Source organism: Acinetobacter sp. TY2 (genome assembly GCF_046269225.1).
GTDB lineage: Bacteria > Pseudomonadota > Gammaproteobacteria > Pseudomonadales > Moraxellaceae > Acinetobacter.
The window spans coordinates 22,430-41,107 of record NZ_JBJZOR010000017.1 but is presented as its reverse complement, the minus strand read 5'-3'; the positions used below and the strand labels follow the sequence as shown (position 1 = coordinate 41,107).

General features: G+C 36.2%; 14 protein-coding genes, 1 tRNA gene and 3 pseudogenes. 11 read left to right on the top strand and 7 right to left on the bottom strand.

The genetic code is table 11. From position 1 onward, the window contains the following. Nucleotides 1-125: 125 nt before the first annotated feature. The gene (locus ACK1JC_RS11655) at nt 126-1,388 is read right to left on the bottom strand and encodes a D-alanyl-D-alanine carboxypeptidase PBP6B (RefSeq protein WP_409512040.1); all 1,263 of its coding nucleotides are present in this window, start codon (nt 1,386-1,388) and stop codon (nt 126-128) included. Between the two features lie 182 nt (nt 1,389-1,570). Between ACK1JC_RS11655 and ACK1JC_RS11650 the strand changes: the two genes are divergently transcribed. After that, nucleotides 1,571-3,280, top strand: coding sequence for a M61 family metallopeptidase (locus tag ACK1JC_RS11650; RefSeq protein ID WP_409512039.1), 1,710 nt, complete (start codon nt 1,571-1,573; stop codon nt 3,278-3,280). 310 nt (nt 3,281-3,590) lie between these two features. Here ACK1JC_RS11650 and ACK1JC_RS11645 read toward each other — a convergent pair whose 3' ends face one another. The 3 genes from ACK1JC_RS11645 to ACK1JC_RS11635 form a co-directional block, all read right to left on the bottom strand. After that, complete coding sequence (locus tag ACK1JC_RS11645) at nt 3,591-4,619, bottom strand: ELM1/GtrOC1 family putative glycosyltransferase (RefSeq protein ID WP_409512038.1); 1,029 nt, start codon at nt 4,617-4,619, stop codon at nt 3,591-3,593. 234 nt (nt 4,620-4,853) lie between these two features. Next, nucleotides 4,854-5,645: a pseudouridine synthase gene (locus ACK1JC_RS11640; protein WP_409512037.1), complete on the bottom strand. Its 792-nt coding sequence runs from the start codon at nt 5,643-5,645 to the stop codon at nt 4,854-4,856. Nucleotides 5,646-5,775: 130 nt separating this feature from the next. Then, entirely contained in the window at nt 5,776-5,919 is a 144-nt protein-coding gene (locus ACK1JC_RS11635; RefSeq protein WP_409512036.1) for a transcriptional regulator, read from the bottom strand. Between the two features lie 169 nt (nt 5,920-6,088). On the opposite strand from ACK1JC_RS11635, the pseudogene ACK1JC_RS11630 reads away from it, so the two are divergent. The 6 genes and pseudogenes from ACK1JC_RS11630 to ACK1JC_RS11605 form a co-directional block, all read left to right on the top strand. Continuing rightward, nucleotides 6,089-6,256 (top strand): annotated as a pseudogene (locus ACK1JC_RS11630) (aminotransferase class I/II-fold pyridoxal phosphate-dependent enzyme); the annotation flags it as partial. 360 nt (nt 6,257-6,616) lie between these two features. Beyond that, nucleotides 6,617-6,823 (top strand): hypothetical protein, encoded by a 207-nt coding sequence (locus tag ACK1JC_RS11625; protein WP_409512035.1) that lies wholly within the window; start codon nt 6,617-6,619, stop codon nt 6,821-6,823. 109 nt (nt 6,824-6,932) lie between these two features. Beyond that, a tRNA-Met gene (locus ACK1JC_RS11620) sits at nt 6,933-7,009 on the top strand. 651 nt (nt 7,010-7,660) lie between these two features. After that, nucleotides 7,661-7,955 (top strand): annotated as a pseudogene (locus ACK1JC_RS11615) (hypothetical protein). Nucleotides 7,956-8,549: 594 nt separating this feature from the next. Further along, a complete protein-coding gene (locus ACK1JC_RS11610; RefSeq protein ID WP_409512034.1) occupies nt 8,550-8,741 on the top strand; it encodes a hypothetical protein in 192 nt (63 codons plus the stop codon). Between the two features lie 127 nt (nt 8,742-8,868). Then, nucleotides 8,869-9,123 (top strand): annotated as a pseudogene (locus tag ACK1JC_RS11605) (lysozyme). 61 nt (nt 9,124-9,184) lie between these two features. Here the strand turns inward: ACK1JC_RS11605 and ACK1JC_RS11600 are convergent. Beyond that, nucleotides 9,185-10,405: a YbfB/YjiJ family MFS transporter gene (locus ACK1JC_RS11600; protein ID WP_409512033.1), complete on the bottom strand. Its 1,221-nt coding sequence runs from the start codon at nt 10,403-10,405 to the stop codon at nt 9,185-9,187. 356 nt (nt 10,406-10,761) lie between these two features. Here ACK1JC_RS11600 and ACK1JC_RS11595 point away from each other — a divergent pair, with 356 nt between their 5' ends. From ACK1JC_RS11595 to ACK1JC_RS11585, 3 genes are all read left to right on the top strand, one after another. After that, nucleotides 10,762-12,153 carry an L-cystine transporter gene (locus ACK1JC_RS11595; RefSeq protein ID WP_409512032.1) on the top strand — a complete coding sequence of 464 codons (1,392 nt, stop codon included), beginning with the start codon at nt 10,762-10,764 and terminating at the stop codon, nt 12,151-12,153. Between the two features lie 148 nt (nt 12,154-12,301). Continuing rightward, nucleotides 12,302-13,165 carry a PhzF family phenazine biosynthesis protein gene (locus ACK1JC_RS11590; RefSeq protein ID WP_409512031.1) on the top strand — a complete coding sequence of 288 codons (864 nt, stop codon included), beginning with the start codon at nt 12,302-12,304 and terminating at the stop codon, nt 13,163-13,165. Nucleotides 13,166-13,321: 156 nt separating this feature from the next. Beyond that, entirely contained in the window at nt 13,322-16,084 is a 2,763-nt protein-coding gene (locus ACK1JC_RS11585; RefSeq protein WP_409512030.1) for a M16 family metallopeptidase, read from the top strand. Nucleotides 16,085-16,169: 85 nt separating this feature from the next. Here ACK1JC_RS11585 and ACK1JC_RS11580 read toward each other — a convergent pair whose 3' ends face one another. Then, nucleotides 16,170-17,234: an amidohydrolase family protein gene (locus ACK1JC_RS11580; protein ID WP_409512029.1), complete on the bottom strand. Its 1,065-nt coding sequence runs from the start codon at nt 17,232-17,234 to the stop codon at nt 16,170-16,172. 189 nt (nt 17,235-17,423) lie between these two features. Further along, complete coding sequence (locus ACK1JC_RS11575; RefSeq protein ID WP_409512028.1) at nt 17,424-17,834, bottom strand: DUF3144 domain-containing protein; 411 nt, start codon at nt 17,832-17,834, stop codon at nt 17,424-17,426. A gap of 142 nt (nt 17,835-17,976) precedes the next feature. Between ACK1JC_RS11575 and ACK1JC_RS11570 the strand changes: the two genes are divergently transcribed. Continuing rightward, on the top strand, nt 17,977-18,660 hold the full coding sequence (locus ACK1JC_RS11570) for a hypothetical protein (protein WP_409512062.1): 684 nt from the start codon (nt 17,977-17,979) through the stop codon (nt 18,658-18,660). The last annotated feature ends 18 nt before the right edge of the window (nt 18,661-18,678 follow it).

The following is an 18,678-nucleotide window of genomic DNA, read 5'->3' as shown; positions in this document are numbered from 1 at the left end:
TGCCATTCCATTGAAATATTTTTATGATTCTTGTTTTACAAATTACATTTTTACAATAAAACCAAGTTCAAAGCTTGGTTTTATTGTTTTCTGTTTTTGGCATCTCTTATTAAAAATCGATTAGGTTAAAACAAAGACTTTAACCAATTGATCAGGCGCTCAATCCATGAGGCTTGTTCGATTTGGACATCATCTTCAATATCAAAAGTTTGAATCAGTTGATCACCTTGATAAACATTGACTTTAGCCAAATGCATGATTTGAGCCAATGGGGCGGTCAGTGAAGTTTCATTCAATTCGACATTGAGTTTAGTTTTTGTTGTTTGTAAAGGTTCGATAGTACTGATGACACCATTGGCATGTGTTTGCATGACTTTAGAATTGAGATTATCAAAAGTCATCAAGTCAATTGGGGTAGGGTTGCTATACAGTGAAGTGGTGACAAGTTGTGGTTTTTTGGCTTCAACTTTAAAAATCTTTAATGTTGATTTGACCACAGGGAGTTCAGCAATCAGTTGTTTATCCTTAATGGCAACTTCATCACGTGTATAGCTATAACCTAAATTTAATAGTTTATGTGCAACTTCAGCACGTTTAATAGCACTTTTAGCGCCCATTACGACTACAACTAAACGGCGATCAGGCGATTCAATTAAACCTGAAGGACGTTTGGCGCTGAGTGCAAGATTGTAACCCGCAGCTCTAGTGAAACCCGTTTTTAAGCCATCGACACTTGGATCATTTTTTAAAACAAGATTCGTTGCATGGTGAAAGCGTTGCTTGTAGCTAAAATTTGGCATGACTGAATAATGCATATATTCAGGCGTATTTTGAGTTACCGCTTGACCTAATAGCGCCATGTCATGTGCCGATGAAAAATGATCAGGCATGGTCACACCTGGTGCATTGGCAAAATGCGTGTCCTTCATACCCAAAGCTTGCGCTTCTTTATTCATTCGAACAATAAATGCGGGAACATCGCCTGAAATACGTTCTGCAAGGGTCACAGCGGCATCATTGGCAGACATTACAACCAAACCTGCTAATAGCTGATCTATTGAAATTTGTTCCCCTTGTTTGAGATACATTTGAGATTCATCCCACTGTACCATCTGCACTACAGGCGTTGCGGTTAAAACCTCATCTTTACGCAAATGTCCTGCTTTAATTTCTTTAAGTGCAATGTAGGCAACCATCATTTTGGTCATAGAGGCAGGTGCACGCTGAACATGACTATTATGCTCAGCAATAATTTGCCCTGTTTGTGTGTCAAGGATTGTCCAAGACTCAGCCTCGACAGACTGTGGATTGATATTAAGTAGTGCAGAATTTACAAACGTGGAGCAACACAGGCTGAGTATTGCCAGTGTGGAAGTCAAAATTTTCAACAGAGATACCTTTTATAGCCAATCCGATGGCGATGAATATAGAAATCACTGCGAATCCTATGCTTTTTTATATGATTTCGCTAGCCAGTTTTGTAGATAAATACGGCAATTTCTGCATGAATTTATAAAAAATGATAATCTAATTGTTAAATTAACTTTCCACTGTTTGTTGAAGCAAAATTATGTTGCACTATCAGATCGAATTTGACGATTATCGTCAGCATTTAGTTCATGTCACACTGCGTTTTCTTGCAGATCCAACACAGGTTTTATCATTACCCACATGGATTCCGGGCAGCTATCTGATTCGTGAGTTTTCTAAGCATATTGAATCTGTTCGCGCGTATGATGAAGCTGGGCGTGTACTTAAAATCAGCAAATTTGAAAAAAATAAATGGCGTTTATTTAATACTGATCATGAATTGATTACAGTTGAATATGATGTTTATGCCTATGATTTATCGGTACGTGGTGCCTATGTCGATCAAACACGTCTGTATGTCAATCCAGCATGTTTATGTTTAGGCTTAGATGGGCAGGAGCATAAAGCAGTTGAAGTTGAAGTTTTCTTGCCACCTGAGTTGAAGCATTTTCAAATTGCGACAGGCTTAGCGTCAAAAAGTTTGGTCAAAGGTCGTTTTACCTTAAAAGCCGACAATTATGCGCAGTTGATTGATTCGCCATTTGAGTTGGCAGAGCAGACTCGCTTTAGCTTTGAAGCCAATGGCATTCCACATGAATTTGTGGTTTCGGGCAAACAAGCGATGAATATAGCTCGTATGCAGCAAGATATTGAAAAAATTTGTGCCACAGAAATTTCAATGTTTGGTTCTGCACCGTTTAAAAATTATACCTTTATGACCATGGCAACAGGTAATAGTTATGGTGGTCTTGAGCATCCTAATAGCACGAGTTTGATTACTCCGCGTGATGACTTACCTAAAACTGATGAGCCAGAAGAACCTTCAGCAGATTATCAACGTTTCTTAGGTTTATGTAGCCATGAATATTTCCACTCATGGTTAGTTAAATTTATTCGCCCTGAAAATTTTGCTAATTATGATTTGAATCAAGAAGGCTATACCTCTTTATTGTGGATTTTTGAAGGCTTCACTTCATATTATGATGATTTAATTTTACTTCGTAGCGGTGTGATTTCTCAGGAATCCTACATTAAATTGTTAAAAGTACAAATTGATCGATATTTGCAAAATCCAGGTCGAGCAATTCAATCAGTTTCAGAGTCAAGCTTTGATGCATGGGTGAAATTTTATCGCCAAGATGAAAATTCAAATAATGCCGGTACAAGTTACTATAACAAAGGTTGTTTAGTGGCGTTGTGCTTAGATATGGGTTTACGTTTACGTGGTTCAAGCCTAGATGCATTGATGCGTAAACTGTATGAAAATGCACAGAATGGCATTCAAGTGAATGAACGTACTATTGTCGATTTATGTAATGAATTGACAGGTGATGATTGGATTGAACAGATTAATCATCTCATCAATACCACAGATGAATTACCTTTAGATCAATTACTTCCAGAGTTTGGTTTAAACTATACATTGAAAAATGACAAGTCTTTACCTCTGGGCTTAAAACTTGTTGATAAACCTGAAGGTGTATTGATTCAGTCTGCACGTCGTGATGGTGTTGCTGTTCAAGCGGGTTTATCTGCTAATGATGTGATTGTGGCGATTGATGGCATTAAAGCAACAGTTAAACTTGTTGAAAAGTATGCCAAACAAGAAGGTACATATACTGTATTTGCATTCCGTCGTGATGAGTTTATTCAGTTTGATGTACAAACAGGTGGTTCAGCTTTAACGGAAGTTGAACTAAATGTTACTGATCAAAACAAAGCAGATACTTGGTTGAAAGCACGTGCTTAAAATCTTAATATATTCTTATATATCAGATTAATATGTGTTTAAAGATGCAATGTAAATGGTTGATGTTAGTTTGTTAATAATTCTTTGAATTCTCTCAAACCCTCCTTTTCCAAAGGAGGGAGCTTTCAATAAGGAAAATTTATTAAAGTTGAGATTTTTCCTCTTTTTAAGAGGGATTATGGGAGATTTTTAGGATTTTGTATAATTATTAACATAAAGGATCGGCATAACTATAAACCGCGCTTTTTTGATGCCATTTTCAATGTTTTTGAAAATAGCCATGTATATTGAGTTTAAGAGAGTTCTAAGTTTAAGCAAAATGTTGAATGGAATGTAGTGAGTGAGTTGTGTTTTGCAATACGCTATTTTTGAGTATTGGATTGAGTGCATTTAGAATAGGTTGAGCAATTGCATTTCGCATCAGTGGACTTGGCAATTCAATTGCAGTGTGTAAATCCTCACAGGTTTTACGTTGTAAATAGTGTTGTGCTATTAAGGGATCAAAAAAGCTTGCTGTTGTATAGTTTAAACCAACAGAAATGACTGTACGCCCAGTGTGTAACGCTTCGGACAACATAGTGTCGCTATCTGAAGTGACAAAAGCATATTGGCTACGCTGTAAAATATCGCAAACTGCAATATTTTGTATAGGTGTGATTAAACGTAACTGCTGTTGTGTCATCCATTGCAGCATATTTTCAGAAAAAGGTGCTGTTCGTCTAGAAGTTATAATATTGCCTTGTAAATGATGTTGCTGACAAAACTGAGTGAAATTTTCAATTATTGTGCTGATGTGTTGTTGATTAAAAGGATATTCTTCGGTTGCTCCACCCAGTAATAAACTTGCTTCTTGTAAGGGGAGTGTATTTCGAATAGTGGCAAATTGAGCAAGCGTTGGACCAACAGGAACAATAATTTGTGTACAGGCATTTTTCTCAGGAACAGAGGCAACAATCCAATTTATTAAAGCGGTATTGAATTTCCGTGTTCCGCCAGAGTACAGCAGGGGAATATGGTATTTACGTGATAAATAGGCTGCATAAATCAGATTGGGCATCCCTGAACACACAATGAGTTTTGTATTTTCAATGCCTTGTGGTTGAAATTTGAAGAAAATTTGTCCAATGATTTGAAATATCTGGGGAAAGTGAGAAAGCTTTTTTAATATGCTGACCAATTTTTTATTCAATTGAATTGGTAGTTGAAATGATATTGTATTAAAAGGATGCTGTTCTGAAATCATTTCAGCAATAGCGAGTGATGGATTCAAGTGACCTTTACGACCATCATGGATCACTAATATATTGGGTAGATGTTGTAGCGTAGTATTGATCGTCACGGTCGCATCCTTACTTCGTTGAATTTTGTATAAAGTAAGCATAACCTTGTTAGATTAATGGCTAATTAATCAAAAATTAAACAGTGCTTAATCTAGGCTTAAAGCAATTTGATGATGCCTTTTCCAATGATGATTTTATTTTGAGTTATTGTTATTCAGAACACTTTAAAAATTGAGCTAAAAAAAGCTCACCGAAGTGAACTTTTTATATTTAACTTTAATAATCAGGAAAGATTAACGACCGTTGCGTCCACGACCACGAGGCGCTTTCGAGTTTGGACGCGTTGTACCATTGGTTTTACGTTTTGGCTTTTCGCTATCATCCATTTGCCAAATACGCTTCGTACCCGATGTTTTCTTTACAGAACCATCTTTATTTTTACGAACCATTGGTTTACCACCTGTACCTCCTGGTTTTTTTACATAAGAACGAGAACGATACGGTTCTTCAGGAGGAAGATTCTGGAAGTCAGGATACAGTAGTGGTTCGATTTCTTTGATTTCACCTGGTTTTAAACCCATTTGTACAAGATCAATTGCACCAATACGTGTACGAATCAAACGTAAAGTCGGGAAGCCCACAGATGAAGTCATGCGACGTACTTGGCGGTTACGACCTTCACAAATCTGAATTTCAACCCAAGAAGTTGGCACATTGGCACGGAAACGTACTGGAGGATCACGATCCCACAACCATTCAGGTTGTTCAATTTTTTCAGCTTTTGCAGGCAAAGTCATGCCATCTTTTAGCTCAACACCTTTACGTAATTGTTCAAGTGCTTCTTCAGTTACATCACCTTCAACTTGCACAACATAAGTTTTGAACTTTTTATTGGCAGGATTGGTAATGTACTGATTTAGCCCACCGTGATCGGTTAAGAAAACGAGACCTTCTGAGTCCATATCTAAACGACCAGCAAGACGTAAATCTGGATCGCTGACAAAGTCAGACATGGTCATGTGTGCTTCATCTTTACGGAATTGGGAGAGCACGTCATAAGGCTTATTTAGAATTACAATTTTCATAGTAACCAATTGATATATATAGATAGAATATTGTGGATTGCGTGGGTTACCCGTTTAATTACCCGTTTTAGGGAGAATAGGTAGCTGAGTAAAATAAAATGCCCACTAGAATGTGGGCTACTATACCATATTAAGCTTTACGCTCTTCAACTTTATTCCGAACATAAGATGAGTACCAAAACACATCTTTTTCAGTTTGCCGAACTGGTTGCTGTATAGCACCAGATTTTACAAAGTCGTAAAATTTATCATTACCAATTGCGAGCAGTCTCATAAATTCTTTTGCTCGAATTCTGTGATCAATTTCCATCATGACACTTCTTTCAAGCTTAGTATTAAATCTTCAGATAAATCCATTTGAGCTGTTGATGACACATAATCTCCATTTTCATTTTCAAGCTCAGATGCCTTACCACCTGCATTTAAATATGCGGTTTTAAAGTTTAGAAATTATTGCCAATATTGTGAAAAAACGTCCTAATCTATTTATTTTGACTGACGATGTTTATGGTACTTTTGCAGAAAATTTTTAGAACTCTTTTTGCAATTTGCCAAATAATACGATTTTGGTTTATTCATTCTCGAAATATTTTGGTGCGATAGCATGGCGAGAACGAATTTCAGGCAAGAGTTGAAGGTGGGTGTTTTTTGCTCATCGAAAAGATGGCTTTTAGTAAATAAGTTTGACTTGAGCTAAATTGTTTAGTAAAACTTCAATGATTATTTAGAATAAATAGCAAAAAATAATCCTTAATCAGCGCAATTGAATAAGGGGGGAAGCCTCACAGAAATGTGGGGCTTTTTTAATACCTGAATTTTAGAGATGTGTATGACATGCAAAAAATCCCCTAGAAGGTGTTTTTTAACGTATATTGTTGAGCGTTCAATATATAACCACTAAATTTAATAAATATTGAATGCCACTTTTGCAGTCTTAGACTGTTTGTTATTTGACTTTTTGAGGTATTTTTATGAATAAACTTAATATTAATGTACAAGATCAATTTGGTGCGAATTACGCCATTGAAGCGACCTTAGATGAAGTTGTATCAAGTGCAGTTAAAACCTATGAACGAATTAAATATATTATTGTAGACAATGAACTGATTCGTCCTAGCTTTGAAATGTTTTTTCAAAGTGTAAATACTGGAAAAATATTTAAAATTATTGAACATTAAGTAATATAAAAACCCAATATATGTGAGTTTTTATATTTGGCTATGTATTAGATAAATTTAATAATGATTGTATTACTTGTATTTTAGGCGTATAAAGACACTTCGTTGATGCGGGATGGAGCAGTCTGGTAGCTCGTCGGGCTCATAACCCGAAGGTCGTTGGTTCAAATCCAGCTCCCGCTACCAACGAAAAGAAATTAAAGTTTAATACCCTAACTAGCTTCGTGCTTATTAGGGTTTTTTTATGCCTGAATTTTGACTAAAATAAAGTTATGAAAAGACAACGTAAGATATCTGAATCTCCAAAGTCTTGTTGGACTACTGAGCAAGACTGTATATTAATTGAAAACAGCTCATTGACTAATAAGGATTTAAAAGTACTACTCCCTTATTCCGATGATGAAATCTATGAGCGTAAAGAAGCACTTGGTTTAGTTAGGCGACAAAGGCAAATGATGAAAGGTGCCTAGGTGTCTTTTTTATGCATGGCGTTTATTGAAATTATGCGAGACTCTATTTGTTGTTGAAAATATAAAATTTATCAAATAGTAAAAAAATACTATTGTTATATATAAAAAAATTAATAAAATAGGTTGTTAATAAACTACAATAAAACGGTGGTGAAAATTAAAACTTATATTTTTTCAATACTTGTAGGCTTGACTGTAGTTATTTATTTCTTAGGTGTAATTGCACATCAGGATAGTAAGAAGAAAAGAGAAGCTGAGATTCGGTTAATTATTACGGATGCAGAGAAGCAGCTTCACGACTTTCAGAGCAAGTAGCTTCATTAGATGTTTAAACCACCTTCGGGTGGTTTTTTAATGGGCGTACTTTATGGATGAAGACAGCTATTTTTGGAAAACCAAGAAACGCCCACTTAAAACCAAACTAAGAACTAAGCAATTTGCTAAAGAAGAAAAATATTTTGAAGCTGAAAAATCCTTATTTCAAGAGTTAGAAGAAAACAACATTGGTTATCGCAGAAAATTTCAATTTGAATCAGCTAGAAATTGCTGGCAGCTCATGGTCAGTGGGGCATGGTGGCAAAAAGATAGCAATTGCATTGTATAAATATGATTTGTCCGAAGAAAGGGGATCAACTGTACATCTTGAGCCTCATCAAATTTAATCAGGTTTTACGATTAATTGGATTAAAATGCAGTTAATAGATTAAAAGGTGAAAAGATCAGATCATTTCCACCAATGGATCTAATTGATTGAGCAGAGGAAGAAGAAACCATCTGCTTAGAATCTGCCGTGGATTTCAAAGAATGAGTGATTGAAAGCTTTCTAACTATTGGAGGTATACTTCATAATCCTGATCACATTGCGACTAATTTCATTCTTGGCATCATTGAGAATTTAATTATATTGCTATTTACTTGTTTTATCTTCAAATTTAATGTCTTGAAAAAATTACTCAAATACATTTCTTCATTTCAGATAAAGCTATATGAAAAAATGACTAGAAAGTAGATCAATAGTATTGTGTTTTTAATTGATAATGATTATTACTATACTTAAAGTTTAGCCATTTAAGGTTTTATGATTTTTAAATACAAGTTATCAGAATCATATGTATTTATCTATTTGTTAACATTACTCAGTTTCATCGGTTTGGCGGTATGTATTACAGATGTTATTCAACATATGCCAAATTGAAAAGTAAATCTAAAAGCACCCAGAAGGGTGCTTTTTTATTGTCAAAAATAATGGGGCGTATGTGAATGAACCAAGTTTATCACTGTGGAAAAGATTAAACGAAGTATCGGATCGACTACAGAAAGTATCTGAGCAGTTGGTGCAAACAAATGCAATTAATAAAGGATACCATCAAGCATTTGATCAGCAACGAGTAAAAGTTGAAACGCTTGAGCAGAAAATTACAGAGCTCAAGGCGCAATTGCCATGCTGAAGTGGGAGCTTGATTGACCTTGGTGTGGAATTTTAGGTGGTATATAGATGATTGGTTTTGGTACCACAATTTATCCCAATGGCATTTAAGCACAAGCCAAAGCGAATATGACGTATGATTTAAAGACATTGCATCTGCTGTGAATAGTGCTTTAACTGTTTCGATCAATCATAATCCGTTCGATGCATTAGTATCGGTTGCCCACCGCATTGGTACAGGTGTTTTTGAAAAATCTACATGACTTAAAAAGTTGAATGAAGCAGATTATACGAGTGTCGCTACTCAGTTCAATGTTTGGAATAAGAGTGGTGGCAAGGCGATGCAAGGGCATGTGAATAGACGAGTTGTGGAACGAACGTTGTTTGAGAAAGCCATCGATTGAGGTTTTTTTATTTTTCTGAAAAGTTTTATTAAAAGTATCCGCTATAACCTCTAACCTCTGCTCATAAATTCTTGATTGAATGTTTGAATTTTTTATCTTTGGTTTTTATTTGGACTGTTGGGTGACGATACAAATAGCCCATTAAAATCAGTGTGCCAATGAGTAAGATAAAGGATGCCAACATAAATTGGTGGTGATAACTTGCACCAAATTTTTGTAATGTACTGAAAGTTAAACCACCAATGAGTTGTGTTGTGGCAAAGACTAAGGTAGCAATACTCCAAAGTTTTTTATATTGCTGATTAAATAATTGCAAAATAGTATAAGAGGTGAGAAAGACCACCGCAGGATTAAGCATTCCAGTTAGAAAAGAAGATACAAAGGTAAAAATAGGATAAACATTTAGCACAGCAATTAAAATTGCAAGTACATAAATACTATAAAGAATTTTTAAAGCGGTGAAATTGCCAAATTTTCGTGCCAATAAAAATGCCACAAATGCCACAAATGCACCTAAAGCACTACCAATGCCATATAAAATCCAATTGAAATTGATCCAATACAAATTGAGGTTTAGTGTATTACTCAGATAATCAATCCAAAACAACGAGTGCGGTACGTAAGCAAAGGCACTGCTTGCATACACCATTAATAATGCCAAAAACAAACCATTAAATACAGGTATTGTCGTTGTCTGTGTAGATTGATCAGTTAAATACGGTTTGAATTGATACAATAAAAAAATCAGAACCATACAAATGAGCGCTGAGCAAGAAAATAATAATAACCAAGCTATTTGGGTTGCAATCTGATCAAGCCACGGCAAAAACAGCGTTGCCATCAAAACGCCTAAACCAATTCCACTAAAGCCAATGAAATTAATGCTTAAGCGATCTTCGGGTTGGCAACATTGTGCAATTACACTTGGTGATAAAATCATTAATAATCCACCACTTATGCCCGAAAGAATACGCCAACCGATATACCAACTTGCAGAAAAATTAGAAAATGCACATGCCAATAAACTGAGTGAGCCTGTAATTGCTGCCATTTGAATATAGAAAGGTAATTTTTGATTTTGTGGTAGTTTTAAAGCCCAAAATGCACCAATCAAATAGCCCAATAAGTTCGCACTACCGAGTAAACTTGCAAAATTAGTTGTCCAATCATAAGCCTCACGAGTGACAGGTAACAGTGCGGTATAGGAAAAACGTAAAATGCCAATGCCCAAACACATGCTTAGACACAGGAAAAGGCTGAGTTTTATTTTGTTGGGGAACATCCTGTTCACTCGTGGCTTAAAGACAAATTTTATTGAACGTTAAATAACTGAGCCGTTGCTCACAATACGACTTTGGTGGATCTTTATCCAAAAGCATGCTTAATAAAGCTATTAAATAAATCAATGGATGATTTTAGTAGCATCTAATGTAAGTAATTAATTAAGGAGACAAATATAGATTGTTTATAAAAAATTAAGAAAAGCATTGCAGTTTTTCTGATTTAGTCGCTATAACGTTGTTTTATTGCTTATTATAAAGAGAAGATGTGTAGAGAATAAAATCAGCTAAAAACCGAATTTTACGGTGATCATTCAATTTGGCTTATAATAGACAGATAGAAATACTTGGAATAAGAATGAATTATCCTTTGATCATCAATATCGCTGTATTTGTAGGCTTGATTATTTTGCTGTTGCAAACTCGTCGTACAAATTGGAGTTTAGCAAAAAAAGTCTTGGCAGGTTTAGCCGTGGGCGTTGTTTTTGGTTTGGGTTTACATGCAGTTTATGGTGCAGGTTCTGAAATTTTAAAGGAATCCATTCAATGGTTTAACGTAGTTGGTAATGGTTATGTCAAGTTATTACAAATGGTGGTGATGCCATTAGTTTTCATTTCCATTTTGAGTGCGGTAATTAAATTACATGATGCCTCATCTCTTGGCAAAATTAGTGCGATTAGTATCGGAACTTTATTAGGTACAACAGCAATTGCTGCTTTTGTCGGTGTTATGGTTACGCAGCTTTTTGGATTAACTGCGACAGGACTCGTACAAGGTGAACAGGAAAATGCCCGTTTGGATAAAATTAATGCAGATTATGTTGGCAAAGTTACAGATATTAATGTACCCGATATGATTTTATCATTTATTCCAAACAATCCATTTGCAGAGCTGACAGGTGCAAATCCAACATCCATTATTAGCGTGGTGATTTTTGCGACTTTCTTAGGAATCGCAGGCATTCAACTCATTCGCGATGATTCGACGAAGGGGCACCGTATTGTCAGTGCTGTGGAAACTTTACAAGCATGGATTATGAAGTTGGTTCGTTTGGTCATGACTTTGACACCATATGGTGTTTTTGCATTAATTACCAAAGTCGTTGCAAGTTCTAATGCTGCGGATATTGCTAAACTTGGTGGTTTTTTAGTTGCCTCATATTTGGGTCTAGCCATTATGTTTGCGGTACATGCTCTTGTTTTATTGTTAAGTGGCGTCAATCCATTACGCTTCTTTAAGAAGGTTTTGCCTGTACTAACCTTTGCATTTACCAGTCGTTCAAGTGCTGCAAGTATTCCACTGAGTATTGAGGCACAAACCAAACGTTTAGGTATTCCTGAATCTGTAGCGAGTTTTGCTGCATCATTTGGTACGACTATTGGTCAAAATGGTTGTGCAGGTTTATATCCTGCCATGTTGGCAGTGATGGTTGCACCAACTGTTGGTATTAATGTACTTGATCCACTCTGGATTTTGACTTTGGTGTGTGTTGTGACACTGAGTTCAATTGGCGTTGCTGGTGTGGGTGGAGGTGCAACCTTTGCAGCACTCATTGTTCTGCCGATTATGGGCTTGCCTGTGACTTTGGTGGCATTACTCATTTCAATTGAACCATTGATTGATATGGGGCGTACTGCACTGAATGTCGATGGCTCAATGACTGCTGGTATGGTGACGAGTCAAGTGCTGGGACAAACTGATAAAAGCATTTTACTCAGTGATGATGATCTAGAATTGAATCATCGTTAATTTGTATGTTGCTTTAGGCAATATTGTGATTGATCAAAAAGCGCATTCAATGTGAATGCGCTTTTTTTTGCTGTAACCATTTTTAAATTGAAATTGTATCTGTACTCAAAATAGCAGTGATTTAAAATACAATCAAAGGAGAGATATTATGAAAATGTATCAGGTCGATGCGTTTAGTCGCGAATTATTTAAAGGTAATCCTGCTGCGGTTTTAGTGCTTGATCAGTGGTTAGATGATGCCAAAATGCAAAATATTGCCTTAGAAAATAATTTAGCTGAAACGGCATTTGTGAAAAAAATAGCATCTACCCAAGAAAATGTGGACAGTTATGAAATCCGTTGGTTTACGCCCACTGTTGAAGTAGATTTTTGTGGTCATGCTACTTTGGCATCGGCTTTTGTTTTGTTTAAGGATTTTACCCAAGCAAAGACCATTCATTTTCATGTGAAAAATTTAGGTATTTTTATTATTCGTCAGGCAGAAGATGGAAAAATTGAAATGAATTTTCCTGTGCGTAAGCCTGAGAAATTAGTCAATTATCCTGCATTATTAAATCAAGTGATTGATCGACCTTTTAAAGAGGTTTATATCAATGCTCAGGCGTTTATTTTGGTGTGTGAATCTGCACAAGATGTGATTGAGGCAACGCCAAATTTAACAATCATTCGTCAACTTGCCTTAGAGCACCATATTAGTACCGCTATTACCGCAAATTATGATGATTTGGATTTGACCATTACGGCACAGGCAAATTCATCGCAACATCATGAGTATGATTATGTTGCTCGCTATTTTGCACCACAAAAAGGTATTGATGAGGATCCTGTCACAGGTTCGATGCATACAGGACTTGCGCCATTGTGGGCGGAAAAGTTAGGGAAAACTCAACTGATTGGGTATCAGGCATCGCTACGAGGCGGGGCACTGTATTGCTCACTTTTACCTGAAAATCGAATCGAAATTTCAGGTTATGCGAAACTTTATATGCAAGCTGATATTTTTGTTGATTAAAATTTAAGGGGCAGACCCAGTTTGTATGATGGGGATAATCATTGATTGTATATAAATAAAGCACTTTGTTTTCAAAAGTCAACTATAAATTTGATTCAGCTTTTTTTAAGATATAGGGCATATAACCTTTAGAACTTTAAAAAGCTGGATTAATTTATGCTTATGCAGTTGAAACAACTGACGTTATCTTTATGTGTATTGGGTTTTGGTACATCGACATTCGCTCAAACGGTACTTGTAAAATCAGAACATCAAATTGAAGAATATAAACTCGATAATGGTTTTCGTGTACTACTTGCACCAAATGATAAAGAAAATAAAGTCTTAGTGAATACGATTTATTTCACTGGTGCATTGAATGATCCTAAAGGTAAAGGGGGCTTAGCGCATTTACTTGAACATTTGGCATTTAAAGGTACAGAAAATGTCAAAGGTGAAGAATTTCAGCGCAGACTTGATCAGCATACGTTAATGACCAATGCGAGTACCGATTATTACTCGACCAAATATACCAATATTGTGCGACCTGAAGTAAATGCACTAAATGAAATTATCCATCTTGAAGCTGAACGCATGGATAAATTGGTACTACAAGAAAAATTTGTACCTTCTGAAATCAATATTGTCATGCGTGAACGTGAAGTGCGTATGGATCAGCCGTTTGCCGTGTTGATGGATCAAATGTGGAAAGCAGCATATGGTAATGAGTCACTTGGGCGTTTACCAATTGGTGATTTACGTGAATTAAAATCAATTAAAATGAATGAGCTACAAACTTTTTATCGCAATTGGTATGCACCTAATAACGCCGTGATGGTCATTTCAGGTAAGTTTGATAAAGCTGAGGTTTTAAAGCAAATTGATCAACAATTTAGCCCAATTGCAGCGCGTAAATTGCCTGCACAAGCGGTTGTTCCATTACTCAATTCGAGCAAAATTGAACCTCGTAAATTTCAAGTGAAAAAGGGCAGTGATCTTGCTCGATTCAATATTTATTTAAATGGTAAAAATGACAGTATTCAGCCAGCATTATCCGTAGCACCGTATCTATTTACTTTACAGCCGAGTGGTCATTTGTATTCTGAGATGGTGGAAACAGGCATTGCAACAAATGTACAGTCTACAAGTTGGCTTGATAATAATTTTAATTTGGTTTTTCTTGGGGCAATTTATGCACCAAACCATGATGTAAATAAAATTGAAAAATCACTGATTGATGGTGTCGAGCAAAACAAATCATTTACTGATACTGAGCTAAATCGTGTCAAAAATATGATGAAAAATGGTCAGGAAACATTATTTACAAATGCTGTTTCAGTCGGTTCGATGCTGAGTGATTATGTGGTGAGTTCAAAAGGTGATTGGACACAATATTTCCGAGATCAAGAAGCGATTCAAAAATTATCAGTGACCGATTTAAACACGACACTTAAAGATTTTTTGGTAAAACCTAATCGTATAGAAGGTGAGGTTTTACCCACACCCGAAGATCAAAAAAAAGCACAGCAACAAAAAGCATCGGAACAACCAAAAACACTCGATCAGCAAAGTGACGCGGTTGAACCATTAAAAGATGCGAGTGTGTATAAGCAGGAAGTGAGTCAGTATTTAGCAACCACAGATGTGAAATATGTCGAGATTGAAAAGAAAATTCAACGTGGTGCATTAAAGAACGGCATGAAGTATGCATTGTTTCCAACGACAACCCGAGATGATAAAACCTATGCGACATTGTTTGTCAATTTTGGTACAGCACAGTCATTGATGAATAAGAGTGAAATTATTGATTTAACTGCGTATTTACTTTTACGTGCATCAGATAAATATAGCCTACAAGATATTACAGATAAAACCATTGAAGTAAGTGGATCTGCTTCGGCATCTGCGTCAGACAATGGTATGGTGATTCAGATTTCAGCAAAGAAAGATCAATTTGAACATTATTTCAAGTACATGCTCTCTGTAATGAAAAATCCTGCATTTGAACAATCTCAATTTGATTTAATTAAATCACAAAGTTTATCGAGTTTGGATCGTCCTTATACTGAACCAGCAACAGTATCAGCATTGACTATTGCACGTTTACTTGAAAAATATCAACCAGGTGATTTACGTTATCATTTTGAACCTGAACTTGCGAAAACGCAGTTAAAAAATGCAAATAATGCTCAAGTCAAACGGCTATACACAGATTTTTTTGCAATGAATTATGCGCAATTGGCCATTACGGGTGATTACGATGCTAAAAAAATGTTGAAAATGATTCAAAAAGAATTTTCAACATGGAATGGTAAACAAAATTATCAACGTATTGCGGATGATTATTTTGAATATAAAGGGCAAAAAGTTCATGCACTTGCAGAACAACGTGAGTTTGGTAGTTATCAAGCCATTCAAACATTCCCAATGGGGGCAGATAGTCCTGAAACTGCAGCCATGATGGTCTTTGACTATATTTTAGGTGAATCACAACTCTCTTCACGTTTAGGACAAGAGTTACGTGAAAAAAATGCTTTGGTTTATGGTTTTGGTAGCAGTGTCCAACTTGCCGATTGGAATGACTCAGGTGCTTTGAGCATTAGTGCAAATTACACTGCAGGTAAATCCGCAGAAGTGTCAAAATCTGTGCATAAAGTTTTACAAGATATGATCAGCAAAGGCGTGACTGAGCAAGAAGTTGAAGCAGCTAAAGCAGATATAATGAAGAAAAAAGTGACAGCGCTTGAAGATGAACGTCGTATTCATGGCATGCTTGCACCACAATTAGAGCGTGGTCGTGATTTGTTGTATAGCAAACAGCGTAATCAAATTTTGGCAAATTTAACTGTTGCCGATGTGAATGCGGTGATTAAAAAATACATTAAACCTGATCAATTAGTTGAAGTGATGTCGGATCAATACGGTCAAGTACAGAAATAATTGTTGTATTGCATCTAATTGAAAAAAGCCATGCTGATTGAAAAATGAGCGTGGCTTTTTTATATCATGATTTAAAAACTATGCTTTATAAACGATAAAATTGTTTGGCATTATGATGAAAAACACGCTGTAAAGTTTCATCATCATAGTCATGTACGATGTCACTGAGCGCATCAATAATATTTACCAATGATGTGCTAACTCGATCCATTGGAAAATTTGAGGCAAACATTACTCGATAACGACCAAAGCTATCGAGCGCATGGGTAATGAGTGGTGCAACCAAATCAATAATTTGCTGTTTAGATGCCTGTTGTTTTTTCTTATGAAATTGATGCCCAAGTACAGGCATAAAAAGCCCAGACATTTTGGTATAGACATTGGGGTAGGTTGCAAGTTCAGCGATGGCATCTTGCCAATGATAAAAAATATTTTCACGAGCAGTTTGCGTCAGCCCTGTAGTTTGTCCCACTTTGCCAAAAAGTCCTGCGGGTGTACCCAAATGATCAAGAACAATAGACGTCTCAGGAAAGCGTTTCGCAAGCGCAATAACATCTTCAAGTTGGGTGGAATAAACCCAAGCATCAAAGCTTAGATGATGACGTACAATTTGTTCAAAGCCTTTTAGGAATTTCTTATTGGTATATAAGTGAGGATCATTCGCCCAAGCATGAATGCCTTTATCTTCATGATGTGCAGCCATACGTCGTATACCACGTAATCGACTAGATGCTTTTTGATGTAAGGCTAAAATCTTTTTGAAATTGCTATCAGTCGGATCGGCAGTGGCAACAATACCACCGAGTTGAACAGTGTTGGTGCCAAAGGGAAGTGACTCAATAAACTGTGTTTCAGCAACTACACCTTTACCTTTAGAATCAGCCCAACTTGCTTCGACATGTACGACTTGTTCGACTGCATATTGTCCAATATCTTGTTTGTAGTCTTGTGGCAAATACGGACGGGTGATGTGAGTAGTTAAACCTACTGTTTCGATGAGGTCTTTGGATTTGACTAAGCGTACTATTTTATCGAGTAAAAACGGATGTTTGCCTAATAGCTTGACGGCAAGTGAGGCTACATGTGGCGTGTTATATGGATCCCATTGATGAATGTGTGGGTCAATCAGGGCAAATCCAAGATTTTGCATAAGTCATCCATATATTTCATTATTATGACTCGAATATAGCGTATTTTTTATACGGGTAAATCTATAAAAATGCTCAAAATTGTATGATTTGGTAAGTGTAAAAAATCATCATATTTTGGAGTTATCAAAAAAATGCGCAATAAAAAAAGCCCAGAAGGGCTTTTATTATTCATAGAGACTCTTTAAACATTAGTGTTGATGGTTATGTCCATCTTTGTCAAGATCATGTTTATGCGTATGAAAATCTTCATTTTTACGGAAGCGTAAATAGTTTTCAAATTGCTCACAATATTCATCATAATTGTCTTCAAGCATCATTTGAAACTGTTGCAAGATATAAGACATCACTTGTTGTTTCGCATCACGCATTTCATCGCCATCTTTAAAGGTATTGGCTGCAACCCAAGTGTTAAAGCGAGCAGTCCCGAATAGCATTGCTGAACTAACTTGACCACGTAGTTCATCAGGGTTTGGTTTTTGACCTTTAGGTGGACGGCAAAATTCATTGGCTTGTTTAATGAATTCGTCAGCACGCTCAAAAAATACAGCATTTAAGGCTTCTTCATCGGTAACATCAGTCGCGTTGATTTTTTGAGACATGACTTTTTTCCACAAATAAATAACTGCATCATTATAAGCAAAGCCTTGCAGAAACAAAACCTTTGACTTAATCTAAAATAGCCTAAGTATCTATTTAATTATTGTTATGAATAGGGATGTCGCGATGTCAGATACAACAGAAATGCTCGTTTTAAAGAGAAATCCGATTCAAAAAAGTACAACTAAAGCGGTTCAGCAAGATGTGATTGCTGTGCAAAGTCTAAAAAGTGATATTGCTCTATTACGTCAAAATACTTGGCCACCTGCAGAACTTGCCAATGTTGAAGGCTTACCCATTTATTATGGTACAAAACGGCAGATCGATGAGTATTATCGACAATGGACAGGGCTCATTGAACGGGCACAAGACTTATTCCAACCATTTATGGAAGATCAGGTTTTGGATGCAATTCAGTTGCCAAGTCATTTAAATTTACCGTTATTTTTCTTTCATGTCGATCGCATACGGATCAATAAAACTCGTGCCAAAGAGTCAAAAACTTTTCGCGGTATTGCAAGTTTAATCGATAAATGTGGGCAGTTTGATCCGAGTGAAATTGCCATCATGTCACAGTGGTTAAACAGTGATGATACGGCTGCGTTAGTTGCGCATCGAGAATTTATCGATCTACGTACCTATGTATTTCAGCATGGGCAAAGTGAATATACACGCACTCGTTTTTATGTAAATGGCATTGTATTGAGCGTTGAAGATGATTTTGAATTGGTTGATGCACGTGATAAACCACGAAAACAACGCAATGACAGCTATAGTGATCCTTTGGCAGATAACGAAACGTGGAAAGTTTTTGGTAAATATCGCTGATGTATTGATTTGCAGGTT

Coding starts and splice junctions, on each gene's coding strand:
- ACK1JC_RS11650 (WP_409512039.1), top strand. CDS start 1,571: ATGTTGCACTATCAGATCGAATTTGACGATTATCGTCAGCATTTAGTT.
- ACK1JC_RS11640 (WP_409512037.1), bottom strand. CDS start 5,645: ATGAAAATTGTAATTCTAAATAAGCCTTATGACGTGCTCTCCCAATTC.
- ACK1JC_RS11635 (WP_409512036.1), bottom strand. CDS start 5,919: ATGAGACTGCTCGCAATTGGTAATGATAAATTTTACGACTTTGTAAAA.
- ACK1JC_RS11625 (WP_409512035.1), top strand. CDS start 6,617: ATGAATAAACTTAATATTAATGTACAAGATCAATTTGGTGCGAATTAC.
- ACK1JC_RS11600 (WP_409512033.1), bottom strand. CDS start 10,405: ATGTTCCCCAACAAAATAAAACTCAGCCTTTTCCTGTGTCTAAGCATG.
- ACK1JC_RS11595 (WP_409512032.1), top strand. CDS start 10,762: ATGAATTATCCTTTGATCATCAATATCGCTGTATTTGTAGGCTTGATT.
- ACK1JC_RS11590 (WP_409512031.1), top strand. CDS start 12,302: ATGAAAATGTATCAGGTCGATGCGTTTAGTCGCGAATTATTTAAAGGT.
- ACK1JC_RS11585 (WP_409512030.1), top strand. CDS start 13,322: ATGCTTATGCAGTTGAAACAACTGACGTTATCTTTATGTGTATTGGGT.
- ACK1JC_RS11580 (WP_409512029.1), bottom strand. CDS start 17,234: ATGCAAAATCTTGGATTTGCCCTGATTGACCCACACATTCATCAATGG.
- ACK1JC_RS11575 (WP_409512028.1), bottom strand. CDS start 17,834: ATGTCTCAAAAAATCAACGCGACTGATGTTACCGATGAAGAAGCCTTA.
- ACK1JC_RS11570 (WP_409512062.1), top strand. CDS start 17,977: ATGCTCGTTTTAAAGAGAAATCCGATTCAAAAAAGTACAACTAAAGCG.